The organism is Plantactinospora sp. KLBMP9567 (genome assembly GCF_033446045.1).
Lineage (GTDB): Bacteria > Actinomycetota > Actinomycetes > Mycobacteriales > Micromonosporaceae > Plantactinospora.
The window spans coordinates 74165-94142 of the sequence record NZ_JAWQRR010000051.1; the positions used below are offsets into that span (position 1 = coordinate 74165).

Here is a 19978-nt window from a genome sequence, read left to right on the forward strand (position 1 = left end):
TCATGACCGACACCGCCCGCCACCGGCTGCGCCACGCGCTGGTGCGCGCCAACCGCCAGATCCGGCACGGCCGTGAGCTGCTTCCGGAGAGCACCAATCTGCTGGTGCGGTCCTATCCGACCTGGGTCGGCGAGACGATGCGACCGGTGAAGATGTACCAGATCTGGTTCCGCACCCGCGGCTGCACCTTCGACCGCGCCGGGCAGTGCAGCATGTGCAACTACGGCGTCGGGCCGGAGATCGACCCGGACGTGATCGCCGACGCGGTGGCCGCGCGACTCGCCCTCATCCCGAAACGCTCGTTCGTCTACCTCTCGCCGTCCGGAAGCTTCTTCGACGACCGGGAGGTGCCGCCGGTCCTGCGAGAGCGGCTGCTGGCGTCGCTCGCCGAGCGGGCACCGGAGCACTTCGCCTTCGAAACCCGGCCGGAGACGTGTGCGCCGGAGATGCTCGGCCAGGTGCGACGCGCGCTGCCGGAAACCGAGCTGATCTGCCAGATCGGCGTCGAGTCCTGGGACGAACAGATCCGCACGCTGTGCCACCTCAAGCCCACACCGCAGGAATCGCTGCACCGCGCACTGGCCGAACTCGGCCGCCACGACTACCGCACGATCGCCAACCTCACGCTCGGCGGCCTCGGGCTCTCCCACCGCGAGGCCTACCGGGACGCCCTGTCCGGGGTGGCGGGCTCCCGGGCGGCCGGTTTCACCACCCAGATGGTCTTCCCGTTGAGCGCCAAGGCCGGGACCCTGCTCGGCTGGGTGCACGCGCAGGGGATGTGGGAGCCGCCGTCACTGTGGATGCTCATCCGGTTGCTGGTCGAGGACGCCCGCCGCAACGGCGGCCCGGACGACCGGTTCGACCTGCACATCTCCTGGTTCAACCCGTCGATCGGCGACGTCGTACAGGCGCGGCCGGGTTGCTGCGACATCTGCCGGCCGCTCGTCGTCGAGGCGCTGGCCACAATCCAGTCCACACCGGACCGGCGGGTGCTGGACGACCTCCTGCGGTACGACCGCTGCGCGTGCCCGCAGCTCGCCGAGCAGAAGCTGGCCCACGACGACGGGCGCACCTACCTGGACCGCCTCACCGAGGTCATGGAGCGCTGGGAGGCCAGCCGGCCCGGAGAGCTGCACCTTCTGCCGTCCTAGAGACAGCCGGAACGGGACGCCGGCGCGTCCCGTTCCGGTTCACCCATCCCTACGGCACCGGCGGCGCGGTCGCCGCCAGCAGGTAGCTGCGGGGCACCCGCACCGCCGCGGGCAGGATGCTGGCCGCCGGCCACCTCCCGTAGTCCGCGCCGGGCATGCCCGGCTCCAGGACGCTGTCGACCCGCCAGTCGGCATCCGCGACGAACCGCCCCGGCTCGTCGGTGCCGAACCGCCACGGGCTGCCCGCCGCTTCGAGGCGGCGGAGGAAGCCCCGGGTGTAGGGAAACTTGAAGACGCCGGTGCCGATGAGGTCGGCAGCCAGGCGGCAGCCGGGTACGGAGAGGGAGGCCGCGCGCCGCAGCACCGCCCGGGCGGCGTCGGCCGACAGGTAGAACAGCAGCCCTTCGGCGAACCAGACGGTGGGGCGGTCCGGCGCGTACCCGGCGTCGACGAGGTGCCCGACCCAGTCGCCGCCGAGGTCGACCGGCACCTCCCGGCGCCGGCACCGCGCCCGGCCCAGGTGTTCGCGCAGTCGGTGGGCCTTGGCGGCGAGCAGGTCCGGCTGGTCCAGCTCGAAGAGGACGGTGTCGTCGGGCCAGGAGAGCCGGAACGCCCGGGTGTCGAGTCCCGCGGCCAGCGCGACGACCTGGCAGCCGGGCCGGACGGCCCGGGTGAGGAAGTCGTCGAACCACCGCGTCCGGATCGCCAGGAACGGGTTGCCGTCCGTGGGCGCGCGATCGGTGTGGAAGTGGCTCAGCAGCCGCCGGCCCTCGTCGCCGGCGAGCAGGTGGGCCAGGGGGTCATGGAAAAGACGGTCCGGCCGGGCGCTCTCGCGCGCGCGGGCCGCGGCCGTCCACAGCGCGGTCTTGGCGACGGCGCCCAGGGGCTTTTCTCCGACGGTGGTTTCCCCGCTCATACGTCCTGATTGAAGCGGTCCACGGCGGGCGGGGCCATCCGGCCGTACGGGCATGCCCGCCGAGGCAGATCCCACCGTGCGGTCGATGGGCCCTTACCGCGGCGCAGCCGCCACTGGGAGGTTTGCGGTTACCACCGGTCCTGGGAGGCGCTGTTGCATGCCATCGTGCTCGTCGGCGGCAAGGGTACCCGTCTGCTTCCGTACACCGCCGACCGTCCAAAAGCACTGCTCGAACTGGGCAGCCATTCCGTCCTGGAGATCCTCGTGGACCGGCTGCGGAACGCCGGCGCGGAGCGGATCACCATGTGCCTGGCGCACCTGGGCGACATGATCAGGGCCGTCTTCGGCGACGGGACCGGGCACGGCGTCCGGATCGACTACACCACCGACCCCCAGCCGCTGGGCACGGCCGGCCCGCTGCGCATGGTGACCGCCTGGGACTCACCGGCGCTGATCGTCAACGGCGACGTGCTGACCACCATCGACTTCGCCGACCTGTACCGGACCCACCGCGACAACGGCAACTCGCTGACCGTGGCCGCATACCGGCACCGCCACCCGGTCGCGCTGGGCGTGCTCGACATCGCCGACGGCCAGGTCACCACGATCCGGGAAAAGCCGGAGATCGACGTCGACGTGTCGGCCGGCATGTACGTCGCCGACCCGACAGTCCGCGCGCACATCCCGCCCGGGTCCCCGCTGGACATGCCCGAGCTGATCGGCAACCTGCTCAAGGCGGGTACGCGCGTCGGCGCATACCACTTCGGCGGCGACTGGCACGACATCGGACGACCCGAGAGCTACGCGGCGGCGCAGCGCCGGTTCGCCGAGAACCCGCATCTGTTCCTCGCCAGCAACGGCGGGCCGGCGGCGGAGGCTCGCTCGACGTACGGCACCGGCGGAAAGGTGACCACGATGACCGAACATCCCCAACCCCCGGCCGAGCCCCAGATCGTCGAGATCGTCGCGCAGGAGATGGGCAGCGTCCTGATGCGGCCTCCGCTCCAGCGGGACGCCGACTTCTTCAGGGCGGGAGGCGACTCGCTCCGCGCGGTCGAGCTCGTCACCCGGTTGACCGACCGGTGGCGTCCGGCCGGCGGGGAGCCGGCGGACGAGCTGCGCAACGCCCTGCTGCTGTCCATCTTCGACGAGTCGAGCCCGGTGTTCCTCGCGCAGGTGATCAGTGAGCACGCGGGCCGCTGAGCGGGTACTCGTCACCGGCGGAGCCGGCTTCGTCGGCCTGCACCTCGCCCGCCGCCTCCTCGCGCGGGGCGCGGAGGTGGTGCTGCTCGACGACTTCTCGCGGGGCCGCGCCGACCGGGAGTTCCGGGCACTGCGCGACCACGTGGAGGTCCTCTCCCACGACCTCCGCCAACCGATCCCGGACGGGCTGGTCCGCGGTCCCGTCGACCACGTCTACCACCTGGCCGCGGTCGTCGGGGTGCGGCGAACTCTCGCCGATCCGCGGACGACCCTGTGGACCAACCTCCTCGCCGTGCTCAACCTGCTGGACTGGGCCCGGCGGGCCCGGCCGTGGGCGCTGTTCCTCAGCTCCACCAGCGAGGTCGCCGACGGCGCCGTCCGGGCCGGACTGTCCGGGCTGCCGGTCGCCGAGGAGGTGCCGTTCTCGCTGACCGAGCCGCGCTCCCCCCGGGTGGCCTACGCGCTGAGCAAGTTCGTCGCGGAGACGCTCTTCCTGCAGGAGGCGGCCGGGGTCCGGGTCCGCGTCGCGCGGTTCTTCAACGTGTACGGGCCACGGATGGGCGCCGCCCACGTGATCCCGCAGTTCATCAACCGGGCGCTGGCCGGTGCCGATCCGTTCGAGGTGTTCGGGCCGGCGCAGACCCGCGCCTTCTGCCACGTCGACGACGCCGTGGCCGCGAGCGTGGCCCTGATGGACCTGGAGACCGCGGCGCCCGTCGTTGTCAACGTCGGCAACGACCTGGAGGAGATCGCCGCGCTCGACCTGGCGCGCCGGGTCTTCACCGTGGCCGGGATCGACCCGCGGGTCGCGGTCCTGGATCCACCCACCGGCTCACCACAGCGCCGGGTGCCCGACGTCACGGCCCTGCGCCGGCTGACCGGCTACCACCCGCAGGTCGACCTGGACACCGGGCTGAAGACCACGTTCGAGTGGTACGCGGCACGCCACGCCGAGGACCAGCGGGGTGTCGGGTGAGCGCTGTACTGGTCGCCTTCGGCGCGTACCGGCAGGCGCACTCGGGCGCCGAACGCATGGCGTGGCGGTCCGCCCAGCACCTCGCCGCCCGTGGACACCGGGTCACCGTGATGACCGAATCACCGCCCGCGCCCGGCCTCGCCACCGACACGGTCGGCTGGAGCGGGTCCGCGCCCGCCGGACGCCCGGACGTCGTACACGCCTTCGACCTGGCCCGGCCCGCGCCGGTCCTGGCGGCGATGCGGATCGCCCGCGAGGCCGATGCCCTCTTCGCCCTCACGCCGGCGACGGACGCGGCCCTGTGGCCCGACCGGCACGCCGGAACGGCCGCGTGCCGCGCGGCCGACGTGATCTTCGTCCTGACCGAGGCCGAACGGGTAGCGGTACACCGGGCCGGGGCACCGGCCGAGCGGATAGTCCGGGTGCCGCAGTCCGCCGACCTCGCCGGGCGGCCCGACCCCGCCGGGTTCCGCCGGCGCTGGGCCGGTACCGGCGGGATCGTCCTCTTCCTGGCCCGCCGGGCCGCGGCCAAGGGCTACCGGCGGCTGCTGGAGGCCAGCGCCGCGGTCTGGGACCGCCTGCCGGACACCACGTTCGTGCTGGCCGGTCCCGACGCCGGCGAGGAGATTCCCGCGGGCCTGCTCGCCGACGCACGGATCCGCGACCTCGGTGTGCTGGACGAGCAGGGCAAGCACGACGCCATCGCGGCGTGCGATCTGGTCTGCCTCCCCACCACGGCCGACGTCTTCCCCCTGCTGTTCGTGGAGGCCTGGTCGTGCGGCAAGCCGGTCGTTAGCGGCCGCTTCCCCGGGGTCGAGGAGGTCGTCCGGGACGGCGTCGACGGGGTGGTCGTGGGCCAGGAAACCGGCGAGCTCGCGACGGCGCTGGTCGACCTGCTGCGCGACGCCGGGCGCCGGGCCGCGCTGGGCGCCGCCGGTCAGGTCCGGGTACGGGCGGACTTCAGCTGGCCGCGGGTCGCCGCGCAGATCGAATTCGGCTACCGGAGGGCAGGGGTGAGCCGGCATGGCGTACGCGGCTCGTGACGGTCGGATCTGGCGGGACGGCGAGCCGTTCGTCGTGCTGGGCGCCACCTACTTCCCCGCCGCCGGCTGCCGGCTGTGGCGCGACTGGGACGTCGCCGAGATGACGCGGGACTTCGCGGCCATGGCCGCCGCCGGCCTCAACACCGTCCGGATCTTCGTGATCTGGCGTGATTTCGAACCGGTCGAGGGTGTCGTCGAGGAGAGCAGCGTCACCCGGCTGGCCGGGACCGTGGCGGCGGCCGGGACGGCCGGACTGGCGTGCATCGTCTCGCTCTTCACGATCTGGATGAACGGCGAGCGGCTGGACCTGCCCTGGCGCGCCGGGCGCAACCTGTGGCGGGACCCCGCCTTGCTGGCGCGGCAGGTGGCACTCGCCAGCCGCGTCGCGGCCGCGCTGGCCGGGCACGGCAACCTGCTCGGGTTCGACCTGGGCGACGAGATCTCCAACGTCGCGCCGGACGAGGCCGCCCGGCTGACCCCCGACCAGGTCGCCGGCTGGTACCGGACCCTGGCGACCGCGATCCGGCGGGAGTCGCCCGGCGCCCTGGTCTTCCAGGCCAACGACGCGTCCGGCGTCTTCGGCACGTCGGGCTTCACCGTGGCCAACACCGAGCCGCTCGACCTGGTCGCGGTGCACGCGTTTCCCACCTGGGCACCGGGCTTTATCGAGTCCACCCTGTCGTACAAGGGGACCAACCTGGTGCCGTACGCCGTCAGCCACGCGGCGGCGTACGGGGTGCCGCTCGTGGACGAGCTGGGCAGCTACGGCGTCGACGAGCCCACCGCGACGGCGTACCTGGAGGTCTCCGCAGCCTCCGCGATCGCCAACGGCGCGGCCGGGGTCGTCGTCTGGTGCTGGAAGGACATCGTCTGCACCGCCGAGCCGTACGACCAGCGCCCGGGCGAACGCGACGCCGGCCTGTGCCGGTCGGACGGCGCCGGCAAGCCGCGGCTGGGCGCGATCACCCGGCTCGGCGCCGCCGCCCGGTCGCTGGCCATCGACCGGGAGCCGCCCCGCACCGCCATCTACCTCAACGACCGGATCAGGGTCCCCGGCGACTCCTACCTGGACCCGGGCGGCGGTCCGCTGCCGGTCTTCTACGCCTACCTGTTGCTCAAGCGCGCCCACCTCGACGCCGCGATCCTCGCCGGCGACGCGCTGACCGCACCTGGCCACGGTCTGGTCATCTGCCCGTCCGTCGGCCACCTGACCCTGCGGGATCTCCGACGCATCGAGGCCGTGGCCGAACGAGGTGCGACCGTCTACGTCTCCGCCGGCGACCACCTACACGGCTTTCCCGGCCCGGCGCTGGCCGGGGCAGAGATCGTCGACTACCGACTCGGTGACCCGGGAAAGACCTGGTTCGCCTGGGACGGGCAGCGGTGGCCGCTGGACTGGAGCCGCACCGGCGGGCGCTCGGTGACGATGCGGGCAACCGCCGGCACGGTCCTCGCGACCTTCGCGGACGACACGCCCGCCGTCGTCGCCAACCAGGTCGGCGCCGGGCAGGTGCTGTTCACCAGCGTGCCGTTCGAGCGGCAACTCGACGGTGCCGGGCGGCTGGCCTCGGCCCGGTGGGAGTCCTTCTACGAACGCGTCGCCCGGGCCGCCGGTGTCAGCGCTCCGGTCGGCTGCCCCGAGCCGGACGTGGAGGTGGTCGTCGGTCTCGGCCGCCGCCGCGCGGTGGTCGTCAACCACCAGGGCGCCGCCGTGCGGACCCATCTCGACCATGACGGCCGGCGGGTGCCGGTCGCCCTGGAACCGCACGGCTGGCGGATCGTCGACCTGACCGGGGAGGGCACCCGATGAGGGGCGTGGTGTTCCGGGGACCGCGCGAGCTGGAGGTCGTCACCGACCTGCCAGAGCCGGCGGTGCGCGGCCCACGGGACGCCGTCGTCCGGGTGACCCGCTCGGCGATCTGCGGCAGCGACCTGCATCCGTACCGGGGCGGGATCCCGGACTTCGCCCCGGGTACGGTGCTCGGGCACGAGTTCGTCGGCGTCGTCGTCGACGCGGGCGCCGAGGTGCCGTTCGCCGCCGGTGACCGGGTGAGCGCGTCCGACGTGATCGCCTGCGGGCGGTGTGCCCGCTGCGCCAGGGGCTGGCACTACCACTGTCCCGAGGCGACCCTCTTCGGTTATTCGACGGTGGTCGGCCCGGCGGTGCCGGGTGGGCAGGCCGAGTATGTCCGGGTCCCCTTCGCCGACGTGGTCCTCGCGGCCTGTCCCCCGGAGCTGAGCGACGAGCAGATGGTGTTCGTGGGTGACCTGCTGTCGACCGCCTGTGCGGCCGCTACGGCGGCCGTCGTCCCCGGAGACCTGACCACCGTGGTCGGCGGCGGCGCGCTGGGACAGCTCTCGGCCATGTGCGCGCGGGCCTTCGGCGCCGCGCACGTCGTGCTGGCCGACCCCGAGCCGGTACGCCGGGAGGACGCGCGGGCACTCGGCTTCGAGGCGGTGGAGCCCGGACGGCTCGCCGCCGCGCTGGACCGGCACGGCGGCGCCGCCGGCGTCATCGAGGCGGTCGGCAGCGACTCCGCGCTGGCGACGGCGGTCGGCGCCGCCGCGCCGCGGGCGATCATCGCCGTGGTGGGCGCGCACAGCTCCCGGGCCATGCCGCTGGCCACCCAGACGGCGTTCACCCGCGAGCTGACCCTCACCTTCATCGTCGGCGACCCGATCCGCGACCGGGCCCGGGCCGTCGCGCTGCTCCGGTCCGGCGCGCTCGACCCCACGGCGGTGATCTCGCATCGCCTGCACCTGACGGAGGCGGTGGACGGCTACCGGCTGTTCGACCGTCGCGAGGCGCTCAAGGTGGTCCTGCAACCGTGACGCGCCGAGCCCGTGGGTCAGGGACGTCCCGCGGCGATCACCCGGGGCAGGTCGACCTTCCCCATCCCGGTGCGCGGCAGCCGGTCCAGGACGTGCACCCGGTGCGGCACCTCGAACGGCATCAGCCCACGCGACCGGCAGAACGCCACCACGTCCTCGACCCGGGTGCCGGGAACGAGTACCACGGCCGCGTTGACCTCCTCCTCGCCGGCGGTCCCGCTCGCACCGTAGACGACGGCCTCCCGTACGCCGGGGTGCTCGGCCACGACGCGCTCGATCCGGCGCGGATTGACCTTCCGGCCGCCCACGTTGACGAAGGTGCTCTTCCGGCCGACCAGGACGAGGCTGCCGTCCGCGTCGACCCGGGCCACGTCACCGGTGTCGTAGTAGCCGTCGCCGCGCGCCGGCTCGCCGAGGTACCCGGTGAACATCGTCCGCGTCCGCACGAGGAGGCGCCCGTCGCCCGGCGTGACCCGGACCTGGACGCCCGGGGCAGGCCGGCCGACCCGGCCCTCCCGGGCGGGGCCGCCCAGCCCGGGCTCGCAGGCGATCAGGCCGGTCTCGGTGCTGCCGTAGACCTGGCGCACACCGGTGCCGAGGCGGTCGGCGATGCTCGCCGCCAGGCCGGGGGCGAGCGGACCGCCCGAGGTCAGGACGGTACGCAGGTGCGCGTGGCCACCCCGACGGGACGGCAGCAGCGGCGTGAGCATCTGGTACACCAGCGGCGTACCGAGGAACGTCGTGGCCCGGTCCAGCCCCTCCAGCATGCGCCTGGGGTGGAACCGGGTCACCGTGCACAGCGTCGCGCCGGAGACGAGGGCCGCCGCGAGGCCGCCGACGAGCCCGAAGGAGTGCGCGAGCGGAACGGCGGCGAGGACGACGTCGCGGTCGGTCAGCGCGAAGAGGTCCCGGTAGAGCCGGCCGCCGCGTACGAGGTTGCGCAGCGGCTGCCGGGCGGCCCGCGGCTCGCCGGTGGACCCCGAGGTGAGCTGGAGGATCTCCGGCTCGCCCGCGGCACGTCCGGTGCCGCCCGACGGGAACGGCCGGGCGCACTCCAGGTACGACAGGTACCTGAACGAGTCCGGTGGCCGCCGCTCGGGGCCGACCACGACGGACGCCCCGCAGCGGCGGATCACGGACTCGTGGTCGGTCAGGAACGAGTTCCGCTCCTCCAGCAACAGCAGGTCCACGCCGGCGTCCGCGAGCCCCAGCAGGGTGGCGATGCCGGCCGCGCCGCCGTCGAGGAGCAGCACGACCGGCGTACGGTCGAGCATCGACGGGGCGTGTGCCGCGACGGACCGCGCGGCGTCGTGCAGCTGCGTCCACGTCGTCGCGCGCCATCCGGCGTCCGTGCCGGCCCGGACCGCCACCGCGTCCGGGGACCGGTCCCGGTGCCGGCGCAGCGCCGCGACGATCCGGCCGCTCATCCGGGCACCCTCCGCGGCCGGTGCGCGGCCCGCGGGTCGAGTACGGACCGAACGGCCCGCGCCACGAACGCCGCGTCCCCGGTGGACATCCGCGCGTGCATCGGCAGGCTCACCAGCCGCGCGGCCACCCGCTCGGTCACCGGGAGCGGCCGGTGGGCGCCGGGGTACGCCGTCCGGTAGAAGGAGAACCGGTGCGTCGGCGGGTAGTGCATGGTGGTCTGGATGCCCTCGGCCGCGAGCCTCCGGCACAGCTCGTCGCGCAGCCGCGCCGGCACCAGCACCGCGAACAGGTGGTGTGCGCTGTCCCCGGTGTGCTCGGCGAACGGTACGACCACGCCCGGGACGTCGCGCAGCATCTCCTCGTACGTCGCCCGCACCGCGCCGCGCCGGGCCCGGTCCTCGGCGAGCCGGCCCAGCTGCACCCGGCCGAGCGCGGAGGAGACCTCCGTGGGCCGGTAGTTGAGGCCGACCCCGGTCACGTCGTACCCGATCCCGCCGGTGCGCGCCACGCAGTGCGACCTCATCGCCCGGACCCGGTCGAGCCGGTCGGCGTCGGTCCCGACCACCATCCCGCCCTCGCCGGTGGTGATGTTCTTCGCCGGGTGGAAGCTGAAGCAGCCGAGATCCCCGACCGTGCCGGCCATCCGCGATCCGGCCCGGACCACGGGGGCGTGTGCCGCGTCCTCGATCAGCGCCAGCCCGTGCTCGTCGGTCAGCGCCCGCAGCCGGGCCAGGTCGGCCGGGAAGCCGCTGTAGTGCATCGCGACCACGGCCCTGGTGCGGCTCGTGAGGAGCCGGGACACGTCGTCGGGATCGATCGTGAGGTCCTGTTCCGAGCGGACGTCGGCGAAGACCGGTACGGCACCGAGCAGGGCCGTCACCTCGGCCGCCGCCACGAAGCTGAGCGAGGGCATAACGACCTCGTCGCCCGGTCCGATGTCGAGGGCCAGCACGGCCAGGTGCAACGCCGCCGTTCCGCTGCTCACCGCCACCGCGTCCGGCACACCGAGCGCCCGCGCGAACTCCCGCTCGAACGCCCGGGTGGTCTCCCCGGCGGAGAGCCAGCGCGCGGAGAGCACCCGGCTGACCGCGTCGATCTCGGCGGCGGCGACGGTGGTGTCGGCGACCGCGACCCGCCACCGCTCAGCCACGCCCGTACCTCAGGTACCTGACGCCCGGCGCACCGTCCAGCCGCTGCCGGGCCACCCCCCAGACGTCGAACACGACCCGCCCCGCACGCATCCGGGACCGGACCGCCTCCGGTTCGAGCTCGCGGTATCCGGGATGGTCGTTGAGCAGGATGACGCCGTCCGCGTCGCACAGCCCCTCGTCGAGGTCCACCGGCTCGTACCCCAGTTCCTTGGTCCGGTCCTCGGGGACCAGGAAGTCGTGGCCGGCCAGGGTCCCCACGGTCGGCCCCAACAGCGTGGCCACCACGGCCGCGGCGCCACCCCGGACATCGTCGGTGGCCGGTCGGCCCTTGTAGGCCATCCCGCACACCAGCACCTTCGCCTCGGTCGCCGGGCGGTCCCCGTGCCGGGCCAGCGCCGCGCGGAAACCGTCGACCACCGCGTACGGGACGCTCTCGTTGACCGCACGGGCGGCCGCGACCATCGGCATCCACCGACCCGCCCGGCCCGCGGAGTCCAGCAGGAGGTACGGGTCCTTGGTCAGGCAGCTGCCGCCGACGTAGCCGGGCCCCGAGATGTCGGGCCGGGGATAGCGCAGGTTGGCCGCGTCGATGATCTCCCACGCGTCGAGGCCGAGGGCCGCAGCGGTGAGGGCCAGCTCGTTGCCGAACCCGTAGATCAGGTCGGTGTGCGCGTTGCAGGCCAGCTTGGTCATCTCGGCGGCCTCCAGCGAGGAGACCGGCACCCGGTCCGGGCACACCGCCGCGAAGAGCTGGTCCGCCCGCGCGCGGGACCGGCTGTCGAGCCCACCCACGATCTGCGGGAGCGACCCGAGCTCCGCCATCGCCAGGCCCTGGATGGTCCGCTCGGGGCAGCAGGCGAGCAACGGCGCGGCCACGCCGCGGCGCAGCGCCGGCAGCACGTAGCGCCGGCACGTCCCCACCGGCACCGTGCTGCGGACGACGACGAGGGTGTCCTCCGCGATCCGCGGCGCGATCCCGTCCACCGCCGCGCGCAGTTGGCGGAGGTCCGGCTGGTGGGCGTCCGGTGCGACCGGCGTGCCGACGCAGAGGATCACCGCGGCCGGTGGCCGCTCCGGCAGGGCCTCGGCCGTCGTCAGCCGGTCCGTCGGCACCGCGCGCAGCGCCGCGGCCAGGCCCGGTTCGGCGAACGGCGGCTCCCGCCGGTCGACCGCGTGCCGGACCGCCGGATCGGTGTCCACGCCGAGCACCTGCATGCCGGCCCGGGCCATCGAGACCGCCAGGGGCAGCCCTACGTAGCCGAGCCCGACCACCGCCACATACGAGTTCATCACCGCTCCGAGCGACGCCGACATCCCAGGAATGCAACACCTACGGGGAAATACTGCCGCCGACCGCCGGATCCGGAGAGATCCGATCGGCCGCACCTCCCGGTTGCGCCAGACAGCCATGCCCTGACGGACCGTAGCGGCGCCCGGGTCGGTCCCGGTTGAATCGGTCCTGGACCATCCTTCGCAAGGAAGACCCAGACAGGGGCGGTGAGGACCGTGAACGCGGATCTCGTCGTCGTCGGGGCCGGGTTGTTCGGCCTGACGATTGCCGAACGCTGCGCCACGGAGCTGGGCGCCAACGTCCTGCTGCTGGATCGCCGCGACCACATCGGCGGCAACGCGTACGGCGAGGTCGACCCGGAGACCGGCATCGAGGTGCAGCGCTACGGCACGCACGTGTTCCACACCTCGAACGAGCGGGTGTGGGCGTACGTCAACCGGTTCACCGCGTTCACCGGCTACCGGCACCGGGTCTTCACGCTCGCCGGCGGGCGGGTGTACCCCATGCCGATCAACCTGGGCACCATCTGCCAGTTCTTCGGCCGGGCGATGTCCCCGGACGAGGCGCGGCAGCTGATCGCCGAGCAGGCCGGCGCGGCGAACGACGCCGGCGGTCTGGAGGGCAGGGCGATCTCGCTGGTCGGCCGGCCGTTGTACGAGGCGCTCATCCGCGGGTACACCGCGAAGCAGTGGCAGACGGACCCGTGCGACCTGCCCGCCGACATCATCACCCGGCTTCCCGTGCGATACACCTTCAACAACCGCTACTTCGACGACACGTACGAGGGGATGCCGGTCGACGGATACGCCCCGTGGCTGGAGCGGATGGTCGACCACCGGCGGATCGAGGTGCGTCTCGGCACCGACTTCTTCGACCTGCGCCCCGCCCTCGTCGGCTCGGTACCGATCGTCTACACCGGGCCGGTCGACCGCTACTTCGACTACGTCGAGGGGGATCTGTCCTGGCGGACCCTGGACTTCGAGTGGATGGTCCTGCCCGTCGGCGACTTCCAGGGCACCGCGCAGATGAACTACGCCGACGAGACGGTGCCGTTCACCCGCATCCACGAGTTCCGGCACTTCTACCCGCACCGACGGGACTACCCGGCCGACCGCACCATCATCGCCCGCGAGTACTCGCGCTTCGCCCAGCGCCACGACGAGCAGTACTACCCGGTCAACACCGAGGAGGACCGGGCCCGCCTGCTGCGCTACCGGGACCGGGCGCGCGCGGAGCACCTGGTGTTCTTCGGCGGCCGGCTCGGCACGTACAAGTATCTCGACATGCACATGGCGATCGGGTCGGCGCTCACCATGTTCGACAACCGGGTCCGCCCGCTCCTCGAAGCGTCGTCGGTGGCCGGTCGGCCGCGGCGCGACCCGGCGGTCAAGTAGCTCGGGTGGCGGCACCAACCCGCTCAGGCGCTCGGCCGCTGCTCGCGGTCGAGGGTGATCAACCCGGCCTGCACCGCGGTGACGACCGCGGTGGTCCGGTTGGGCGAACCGAGCTTCAGCAGCACGCTCGCCACGATCCGCTTCGCGCCGTGGCTGGAGATCTGCAGCCGGCGGGCGATCTGCTTGTTACCCAGTCCTTCGGCGAGCAGCCCCAGCGTCTCCATCTCCCGCGGGGTGAGGTTCTGCGCGCTGCGGTGACGCAACGGCCAGGGCGACGGGGCGCCGGCCCGCTCGATCAGCTCCCGGGTCAGCACCGCGGGCATCGGAATCTCGCCCGCCGTGATCCGCCGCAGCGCGTCGGTCAGGGACGCCTCGGTCAGCTCGTCCTCCATCAGCAGACCGTCCACCAGGAGCCCGCTGCTCAGTATCTTCAGGGCGTGCCGGTCCTCCAGGAGGACGAGGACCTTCGCCTTGCGCCGCACCAGCTCCAGGGCTTCGTCGTCGAGCGCGTGCGCGTCGGACTCGTGCACGATCAGCGCGTCGATGTCACCGGCCCGCGCCAGCTCCTCGACGCGGTTCCAACTCTCGCAGTCGTGCGTCCCCTCGACGAAAGGCACGGCGGAGAGCAACGCCTCCACGCCGAGTCGGAGCACCATCTTCCGCACGTAGACGGCAACTCGCAGGTCCATCAGACTCCTCTCGTTGGGGCGGGGGTTCGTCCCTATTGACCAGGGCCACCGCGTCGTTGCGGGCAGAAGTCGGTCGCGTGTGGTCCTCTCCTCAACGGATGTGGGCGCGGCGCATCCGCGGCTGCGCACCGCCGCGGGTCCTGCTTGCTCACCGGGGCGGCGTCGCCGCGCGCGCCCGCCACCCGGCTGGTCGGTGCGGTAGCCGTCATCCCGGCCGGTGCGGTCGTTCGACCGCAGGTCCGTACGGTGCTTCCCACCGCGGATCCATCATCGTGCCCCCGTGTTCGATGTTCGCTTCAGTGGTGCGGACGGCGGGGCCGGCGCGGGGCCGACCTAGTCGTCAAGATCGTGGGCGAGCCACTGCGCATACCCGTGCAGGGCGTAGCCGACGTCCACGCTGGGCCGCCAACCGAGCTCCTCGGCCGCCAGGTCCACGGTGGCGACGGGGTTCTCGACGCACGACCGGAGCCGCTCGGCGTGTTCCACCGGGATCGGACGGACGACCCGGAAGACCTCCTCGCGCAGGTCCTGGTGGCTCAGTGCCTCGACGTTGCCGATGTTGAACAGTCGGCTCGACGGGGGGGCGGTGAGGACCGCGTGGACCGCGCCGGCGACGTCCCTGAGGTGCACGAGCTGCACCGGCCACCGTTCGTCCGGTTCGACGACGATCGGCCGGCTGACGATGGACCGCAGCACCATCTCGGCCAGGGCGTTGTGGCGCGGCATGCCCGGCCCGTACGGGGTGCCGAGCCGCAGGACGACGGCGCCGTGGCGGGCGCAGAGCTCCTCGATACGCCGGATCTCCCCGGCCACCGGATCCGTGCTGGGCGGGGATGCCGCGCTCTCGTCGACGGTTCCGGTGCCTCCGGCGTAGACCCGGTACGAGCTGAGGAACACCACGGTGCCGACGCCGGCCGACGCCGCCGCGCCGAGCAGTCGGCCCGTCCGGCGGTGTTCGTGCCGGATGCCGGTCAGGTCTCCGTGCCGGATGCCAACCGGGTGTTCGTGCCGGATGCCGGCCAGGTCCTCACGCACGTTGTCCGCCCATGCGCAGGGGCCGGCGTGGACGACCGCGTCGACGCCCCGTAGGAGGGCGGCGAGGCCCTGCTCCGAGCTGCCGTCGTGCACCAGGTAGGTGACCTCCTCGTGCACGCCCGCGGGCTTCTCCGCGTCGAGGGAGAGCACCTCGTGCCCGAGGTCGGCGAGGCGGTGCGCCAGGTACTCACCGACGAAGGTGTTCCCGCCGCTGACCAGGACCCGCCGGCCGGTACGGCTCGGCGTACGCGCCCGCCGGTCGGCACGCAGTCCCGTCTGCAGCCCGTGCCGGATGGTGGGTAGCAGGCGCGCGGACAGATCCGTCGCGTACCGGGCGTCGACGCGGTGGCAGACACCGCCCGGTACGAGGGTGCCGAGTGCCCGCTCCAGCACCGGGTCGGCCCCGCTCTCCAGGCCGGGGACGACCCCGTGGCCCTCCAGGCGGTTGAGGGCTCCCATCGTGTAGGCGGTCAGCCAGACCGCCCAGGCCATCTCCTCGTCGACGCCGGCCGGCGCCGGGCCCATCCGGGAGCGCAGGCCGGCGGCGTCGACGCCGAAGCGGTGGAGATAGTCGGCGCACTCGGAGTAGGTCCACCGGGGACGGGCCCCGCCGGGGATCCGCACCGCGCAGTGCGCCACCCCGCGCGAGTAGTACACGAAGAACGGCACCGCGGACGGGCTCAGCAGACCCTCCTCGCCCCGCTGCGGCGCCGGGTCGTCGGCGAAGAAGCAGGCTGACCGCCGCAGGCCCTGATTGGTGTTGTTCACCAGGCTCGGCAGGTCGTCGTGCTCGACGAGGTTCGGTACGGCGACGTACGCCGGGATGCCCTCGGCCCGCAGGTAGCGGTGCATGAGCACGTCGCTCGGCCAGGCCTCGCGGCCCCGGGCGTACCGGACGAACCCCTGCGCGACGTCGCGGGGCAGGATGAGCGCGTTGGTCGGGGTCCACTCGTTGATGGCGCGCACCCACCGCGCACCGGCGAGCGCGCCCTGCCGCACCGCGGCACCGTTACGCGAGCTCCAGAACGCGAACAGTGCCAGCGCGGCGTGCGGATGGGCCTCGACCGCCCGGCGGGCGCGCTCGACCAGCGACGACGACACCGTCATGTCGTCGTGCATCACCAGGTGGTGCGTCGAGTCGGCGGGCACCGACGACCAGGCCGCCATCGAGGTACGCAGCTCCGCGGGCGCGCCGGTCGGGTCGGGATCCGTCACCACCTCCCGGAACTCCGGCGGAAGGCGGTCGGCGAGCCGCGCAGCCTGCTCGATCCGCTTCGGGTGGGCCATGATCGCCCCGGTCAGCCGGTAGCTGTGCTCCATCAGCGGTACGCCTCCCATCCGGTGTCCGGCAGCGGCGGGATCTGGGCCACTACCCGACATATCGAGTTTCCCCGGAAACGACGGCGGCTGGCTCCCCGTCAAGGCATGACCGTTCGGCCAGGCCCGTGGAGCGCCCGGGAGATCACCGCTGCCGACCGCCCGGGAAGCGGCAGAGCACCGCCGTGGCGTCGTCGTGTGCCTTCCCCGGAAAGCTGCCTGGTGGCGTCGCGCGTTCGGCCGCTCTCGTCTGGGCGATCAGGTCCGCCGGTCCGTGCGTCTCCAGCAGGTCGAGCAGCGCCGGCCAACCCCAGCCGTACCGCTCCACCAGCCGCGACGCGCCGTCCGTGAGCAGTGCCGCCCGGCTGAGCCGGGCCAGCGGCAGCGCGCCGGTGATGGCGTGGTGGGCGGCCTCCGGCCGGCTCCCGGCCACCCAGAACCCGTCGGGCACGTTGCGGACCTGGCGCAGTGCCGCCCAGGGCCGGTCGTCGAAGCGCCGGATCCGGTCGTCGCTCACCACGCGGACCTCGCCCCGCTCCTCCTCCGCGACGAACGCCGCGTCGCCCAGGACCAGGTACTCGATGCCGCCGGCCCCGGTCCGGACCATCGCCACGGTCCCCGACGGGCTGCACGGGTTGGTCAGGTCGCAGGTGTGCGCGTGTGACCGGCCCACGGCGTCGAGCGCGCGGTGCAGGACGTCCGCCAGCGGCAGCGCGCGAGCCGCGTCGCCGGTGAGCAGGCGGCCCAGCTCGCTGGCGACCGAGACGGCGAACCACCGCACGCCGTGGACGCAACCGGGGTCGGTGTCGGGCTCGGCGGTCGCCCCGTCGATCACGACGGCGAAGTCCGCCCCGGCCACCAGCGCGTCCTCGTTCGTCCCGCCGGGGCCGGGGCTGCTCGCGAAGACGACCTCCATCGTCAGTCCGCCTCGTACGCCAGCCACTGCGCCAGGGTCCGGACGCCCTCGGCGAGCGCGACGGTCGGGGCCCAGCCGAGCTCCGACCGGGTGCGGTCCGCCGAGAGGTCCCGGCACGGCGGCCGGCCGTGCGGGGCGTCCGGGGCCGCTTCGACCGGCACCGGCTTCACCACTCGGGACACGAGGGTGGCGAGTTCGTACGGGGTGACACTCTCGGCACCGCAGACGTCCCAGGTCGCCCCCGGGCGGGTGGCGCGCAGGACCCGGTCCACCGCGGCGCCGACGTCCCAGACGTGCACGAACCGCAGCCGGTCCCGCCGCCCGGCGTCGACGGCCAGCGGCTTTTTGCGGAGGGCCCGCGCGACGAGGTCGTTCACCGGTGCCGCGTCGATCTCCGGACCGTACGGGACACCCAGCCGGAGCGTGGTCACCGCGAGGCCGTCCACTGAACCTTTTTCAACCTCCCCTTGCGGTCCGACGGACCGCATGGTCGGACGCGGTGCGTGGGCGTCGCGCGGTTCAGGTTGAAAAAGGTTCACGGTGGGGGGTGGCGGTGTGGGCACGCCGGGGGGCGGGTCGAGGTGGACGATCCGCGGGACGCCGGCGGACCGGGCGCGGTCCACGAGGCCGGGCAGAACGTCGTCGGGCGCCCCGGTTCCGGCGTACACCAACGCGGTCGCGCCCGGGAGGACCAGGCGCAGCTCGTCCTCGGGCACGGTCGGTCCGTCGAGATCCACCGTCGCGACGTCGTAGCCGCGGTCGCCCAGGTCGGCCGCGACGCACCGGCCGAGCGCCTGCCCCTTGGCGGCGATGACGGCGACCCGGCGGCGGGGCCCGGCCGGGCCGCGCCGGGCCGCGGACTCCCGGTGCCGCGCCCCGGCGACCAGGCCCGCCCGCGCCACCTCCCGGAGGTGGTCGCCGAGCGCCAGCAGCCGCCGCGCCGGGAAGCTCGTGCAGAGCCCGCCCCGGCCCAGCGTCGTCAGCGCCTCGTCCACCCACGGGTCCGCCGACCACGCCGCCAGCTCCGCCGTCAGGTCCGCCGGGCGCTCCGGGCGGCGGCCCGCGAACCCGGTCAGGTAGGCGGCCCGCCACAGCGACTCCAGGACCGGCGGCGCCAGCTCGCCGAGCCCGCGCACCGCGTCGGGGATCGCCTTCAGCGCCGACCGGAACTCGTCGAGACACGCCTCGGCGTCGATGCCCAGCCGCCGCGAGCTCCGGTCGAACCCGAGGGTCAGCCAACGGCCCGTCGGACCCTCCCGGACCGCGCAGAGCGCCATGCCGAACTTGAAGAACGGCACGACGTCCGGCTCCAGCACCCGGTGCGGGCCCCAGTCGGCGTCGGCCGGCAGTGTGCCGAAGCAGGCGGCCCGACGGGACCCGTGCTGGTCGTTGTCCGTCAGGCTGGGCAGGTCACCGTGCTCCACGAGGTTGGGCACGGTCAGGTACGTGGGCACTCCGACGGCGCTGAGGTAGCGCGCCATCACCACGTCACCCGGCCAGGTGTCGCCGTGGGCGGCGGCGTACGCCGCGAAGCCCGCCCCGACCGCGGCCGGCAGCATGAGCGCCACCGTGGGGGTGTACTCGCCGGCGGCTCGCGCCCAGCGGGCCCCGGCGAGCAGGCCCAGCCGGACCGCCCCGCCGTTGCGGGAGCTCCAGTTGCTGTGGAAGGCGATCGCCACGTCCGGCATCGCGGCGGCCGCCCGCTCGGCGTGCTCAGCGAACCCCGGGGACGGCTCGGCGTCGTCCTCCAGCACCAGGTGGTGCGTTGCCCCTGCTGGGATGGACGACCAGGCCCGCATCGCCGTCCGCAGGGCGGTCGGCGGCCCGTCCGGCTGCGGGTCGAGCACGAGGTCGAGGAAGCCCGGCCGGAAAAGCCGGATCAGTGCCTGGCCGGGACCGGTTCGATCGGGGTGCGCCATGACCACACCGCTGACGCGGACGTCGCTCACGAGATACCTCTCAGTCGCACAGCTGGCGGACGAGGAGGAACGGTTCGGCGCACTCCCAGCCCACCCAGGTGCCCCACGCCTCGGCGTTCGCCCGGATCGCCCGGGACGACCGCGGGTGCGGCCAGGAGCGGGTCTCCGTCGTGTAGCACGCGAACGCGCGCACCTTGTCCTCGATGGTGTCGGTGACGTTGGAGAACCAGTTGGGCCGGAAGGATGCCTCGAAGGGCGGCGTCCACTCGACGGCCGACGTCGTCGCGTAGCTGAGCACCCGGCGCACCGGACAGCCGCCCCGGGGCCGGGTCGCCACCATCACGGACTGGAACACCATCCGGTGGTCCAGGTTGACATCGGGGTGGACGGTGTAGACGGTGTCCGGGCAGAACTCCTCGACCGCCTCCTCGACCACCCGGTTGACGTCGATGTGCGGGACCGCGTCGAGGCGCATGTTCGGCAGCTCGCGCTGCATGCAGTGGACCACCCCGAGGGTACGGGCGGCCGCCTCCGCCTCCTTCTGCTTCAGCTCAAGGATCTCGCGGTTGCCCGGGTACTGCCCGGTGCTGCCGTCGGAGACCCACAGGACAGCGATCTCGGCCCCCTCGTACAGGGCGTGCTTGGCGATCGTGCCGCCCATGCCCAGGATCTCGTCGTCCGGATGGGCGGCGACCACCAGTATTCGGCCGGACATAC

General features: G+C 73.6%; 16 protein-coding genes. 7 read left to right on the top strand and 9 right to left on the bottom strand.

Annotation, left to right across the window (positions count from 1 at the left end; genetic code table 11):
* The first annotated feature begins 2 nt into the window (after positions 1 to 2).
* Positions 3 to 1151, top strand: a complete 1149-nt coding sequence (locus tag R6Y94_RS37755; RefSeq protein ID WP_318401392.1) for a hypothetical protein — start codon at positions 3 to 5, stop codon at positions 1149 to 1151.
* Positions 1152 to 1200: 49 nt separating this feature from the next.
* Here the strand turns inward: R6Y94_RS37755 and R6Y94_RS37760 are convergent, their stop codons facing one another.
* Positions 1201 to 2067 carry an SAM-dependent methyltransferase gene (locus R6Y94_RS37760; protein WP_318401394.1) on the bottom strand — a complete coding sequence of 289 codons (867 nt, stop codon included), beginning with the start codon at positions 2065 to 2067 and terminating at the stop codon, positions 1201 to 1203.
* 153 nt (positions 2068 to 2220) lie between these two features.
* On the opposite strand from R6Y94_RS37760, the gene R6Y94_RS37765 reads away from it, so the two are divergent.
* From R6Y94_RS37765 to R6Y94_RS37785, 5 genes are read left to right on the top strand one after another with little or no spacing between them, the layout of a single operon-like run.
* Positions 2221 to 3270, top strand: coding sequence for a sugar phosphate nucleotidyltransferase (locus tag R6Y94_RS37765; protein ID WP_318401396.1), 1050 nt, complete (start codon positions 2221 to 2223; stop codon positions 3268 to 3270).
* A complete protein-coding gene (locus tag R6Y94_RS37770; protein ID WP_318401398.1) occupies positions 3251 to 4246 on the top strand; it encodes an NAD-dependent epimerase/dehydratase family protein in 996 nt (331 codons plus the stop codon). Before R6Y94_RS37765 ends, R6Y94_RS37770 begins: the two co-directional genes overlap by 20 nt.
* The gene (locus tag R6Y94_RS37775; protein ID WP_318401400.1) at positions 4243 to 5289 is read left to right on the top strand and encodes a glycosyltransferase family 4 protein; all 1047 of its coding nucleotides are present in this window, start codon (positions 4243 to 4245) and stop codon (positions 5287 to 5289) included. The genes R6Y94_RS37770 and R6Y94_RS37775 overlap by 4 nt, the downstream gene beginning before the upstream one ends.
* On the top strand, positions 5270 to 7099 hold the full coding sequence (locus tag R6Y94_RS37780) for a cellulase family glycosylhydrolase (protein WP_318401402.1): 1830 nt from the start codon (positions 5270 to 5272) through the stop codon (positions 7097 to 7099). Before R6Y94_RS37775 ends, R6Y94_RS37780 begins: the two co-directional genes overlap by 20 nt.
* Positions 7096 to 8121, top strand: a complete 1026-nt coding sequence (locus R6Y94_RS37785) for an alcohol dehydrogenase catalytic domain-containing protein (protein ID WP_318401404.1) — start codon at positions 7096 to 7098, stop codon at positions 8119 to 8121. Before R6Y94_RS37780 ends, R6Y94_RS37785 begins: the two co-directional genes overlap by 4 nt.
* Positions 8122 to 8138: 17 nt before the next feature.
* Here the strand turns inward: R6Y94_RS37785 and R6Y94_RS37790 are convergent, their stop codons facing one another.
* From R6Y94_RS37790 to R6Y94_RS37800, 3 genes are read right to left on the bottom strand one after another with little or no spacing between them, the layout of a single operon-like run.
* A complete protein-coding gene (locus R6Y94_RS37790) occupies positions 8139 to 9548 on the bottom strand; it encodes a class I adenylate-forming enzyme family protein (protein WP_318401406.1) in 1410 nt (469 codons plus the stop codon).
* Positions 9545 to 10699: a DegT/DnrJ/EryC1/StrS aminotransferase family protein gene (locus R6Y94_RS37795; protein WP_318401408.1), complete on the bottom strand. Its 1155-nt coding sequence runs from the start codon at positions 10697 to 10699 to the stop codon at positions 9545 to 9547. Before R6Y94_RS37795 ends, R6Y94_RS37790 begins: the two co-directional genes overlap by 4 nt.
* Positions 10692 to 11990: a nucleotide sugar dehydrogenase gene (locus R6Y94_RS37800; protein WP_318401410.1), complete on the bottom strand. Its 1299-nt coding sequence runs from the start codon at positions 11988 to 11990 to the stop codon at positions 10692 to 10694. The genes R6Y94_RS37795 and R6Y94_RS37800 overlap by 8 nt, the downstream gene beginning before the upstream one ends.
* A 216-nt stretch (positions 11991 to 12206) precedes the next feature.
* Between R6Y94_RS37800 and glf the strand changes: the two genes are divergently transcribed.
* Entirely contained in the window at positions 12207 to 13385 is a 1179-nt protein-coding gene (gene glf / locus R6Y94_RS37805; protein ID WP_318401412.1) for a UDP-galactopyranose mutase, read from the top strand.
* Between the two features lie 23 nt (positions 13386 to 13408).
* Here glf and R6Y94_RS37810 read toward each other — a convergent pair whose 3' ends face one another.
* The 5 genes from R6Y94_RS37810 to R6Y94_RS37830 all read right to left on the bottom strand — a co-directional run bounded on the left by R6Y94_RS37810 (position 13409) and on the right by R6Y94_RS37830 (position 19976).
* Positions 13409 to 14074, bottom strand: a complete 666-nt coding sequence (locus R6Y94_RS37810; RefSeq protein WP_318401413.1) for a helix-turn-helix transcriptional regulator — start codon at positions 14072 to 14074, stop codon at positions 13409 to 13411.
* Between the two features lie 333 nt (positions 14075 to 14407).
* Positions 14408 to 16447: an NAD(P)-dependent oxidoreductase gene (locus tag R6Y94_RS37815; protein WP_318401415.1), complete on the bottom strand. Its 2040-nt coding sequence runs from the start codon at positions 16445 to 16447 to the stop codon at positions 14408 to 14410.
* A gap of 124 nt (positions 16448 to 16571) precedes the next feature.
* On the bottom strand, positions 16572 to 17369 hold the full coding sequence (locus R6Y94_RS37820; RefSeq protein WP_318401417.1) for a protein phosphatase 2C domain-containing protein: 798 nt from the start codon (positions 17367 to 17369) through the stop codon (positions 16572 to 16574).
* Positions 17345 to 19291 carry a hypothetical protein gene (locus R6Y94_RS37825; protein ID WP_318401418.1) on the bottom strand — a complete coding sequence of 649 codons (1947 nt, stop codon included), beginning with the start codon at positions 19289 to 19291 and terminating at the stop codon, positions 17345 to 17347. The genes R6Y94_RS37820 and R6Y94_RS37825 overlap by 25 nt, the downstream gene beginning before the upstream one ends.
* 10 nt (positions 19292 to 19301) lie before the next feature.
* Entirely contained in the window at positions 19302 to 19976 is a 675-nt protein-coding gene (locus R6Y94_RS37830; protein WP_318401420.1) for a PIG-L deacetylase family protein, read from the bottom strand.
* Positions 19977 to 19978 lie beyond the last annotated feature (2 nt).

Bases quoted from the DNA above. Each gene is read 5' to 3' on its own strand.
- R6Y94_RS37755 (WP_318401392.1), top strand. From the start codon at position 3: ATGACCGACACCGCCCGCCACCGGCTGCGCCACGCGCTGGTGCGCGCC.
- R6Y94_RS37790 (WP_318401406.1), bottom strand. From the start codon at position 9,548: ATGAGCGGCCGGATCGTCGCGGCGCTGCGCCGGCACCGGGACCGGTCC.
- R6Y94_RS37800 (WP_318401410.1), bottom strand. From the start codon at position 11,990: ATGAACTCGTATGTGGCGGTGGTCGGGCTCGGCTACGTAGGGCTGCCC.
- R6Y94_RS37830 (WP_318401420.1), bottom strand. From the start codon at position 19,976: ATGTCCGGCCGAATACTGGTGGTCGCCGCCCATCCGGACGACGAGATC.
- R6Y94_RS37760 (WP_318401394.1), bottom strand. From the start codon at position 2,067: ATGAGCGGGGAAACCACCGTCGGAGAAAAGCCCCTGGGCGCCGTCGCC.
- R6Y94_RS37780 (WP_318401402.1), top strand. From the start codon at position 5,270: ATGGCGTACGCGGCTCGTGACGGTCGGATCTGGCGGGACGGCGAGCCG.
- R6Y94_RS37785 (WP_318401404.1), top strand. From the start codon at position 7,096: ATGAGGGGCGTGGTGTTCCGGGGACCGCGCGAGCTGGAGGTCGTCACC.
- R6Y94_RS37810 (WP_318401413.1), bottom strand. From the start codon at position 14,074: ATGGACCTGCGAGTTGCCGTCTACGTGCGGAAGATGGTGCTCCGACTC.
- R6Y94_RS37815 (WP_318401415.1), bottom strand. From the start codon at position 16,447: ATGGGAGGCGTACCGCTGATGGAGCACAGCTACCGGCTGACCGGGGCG.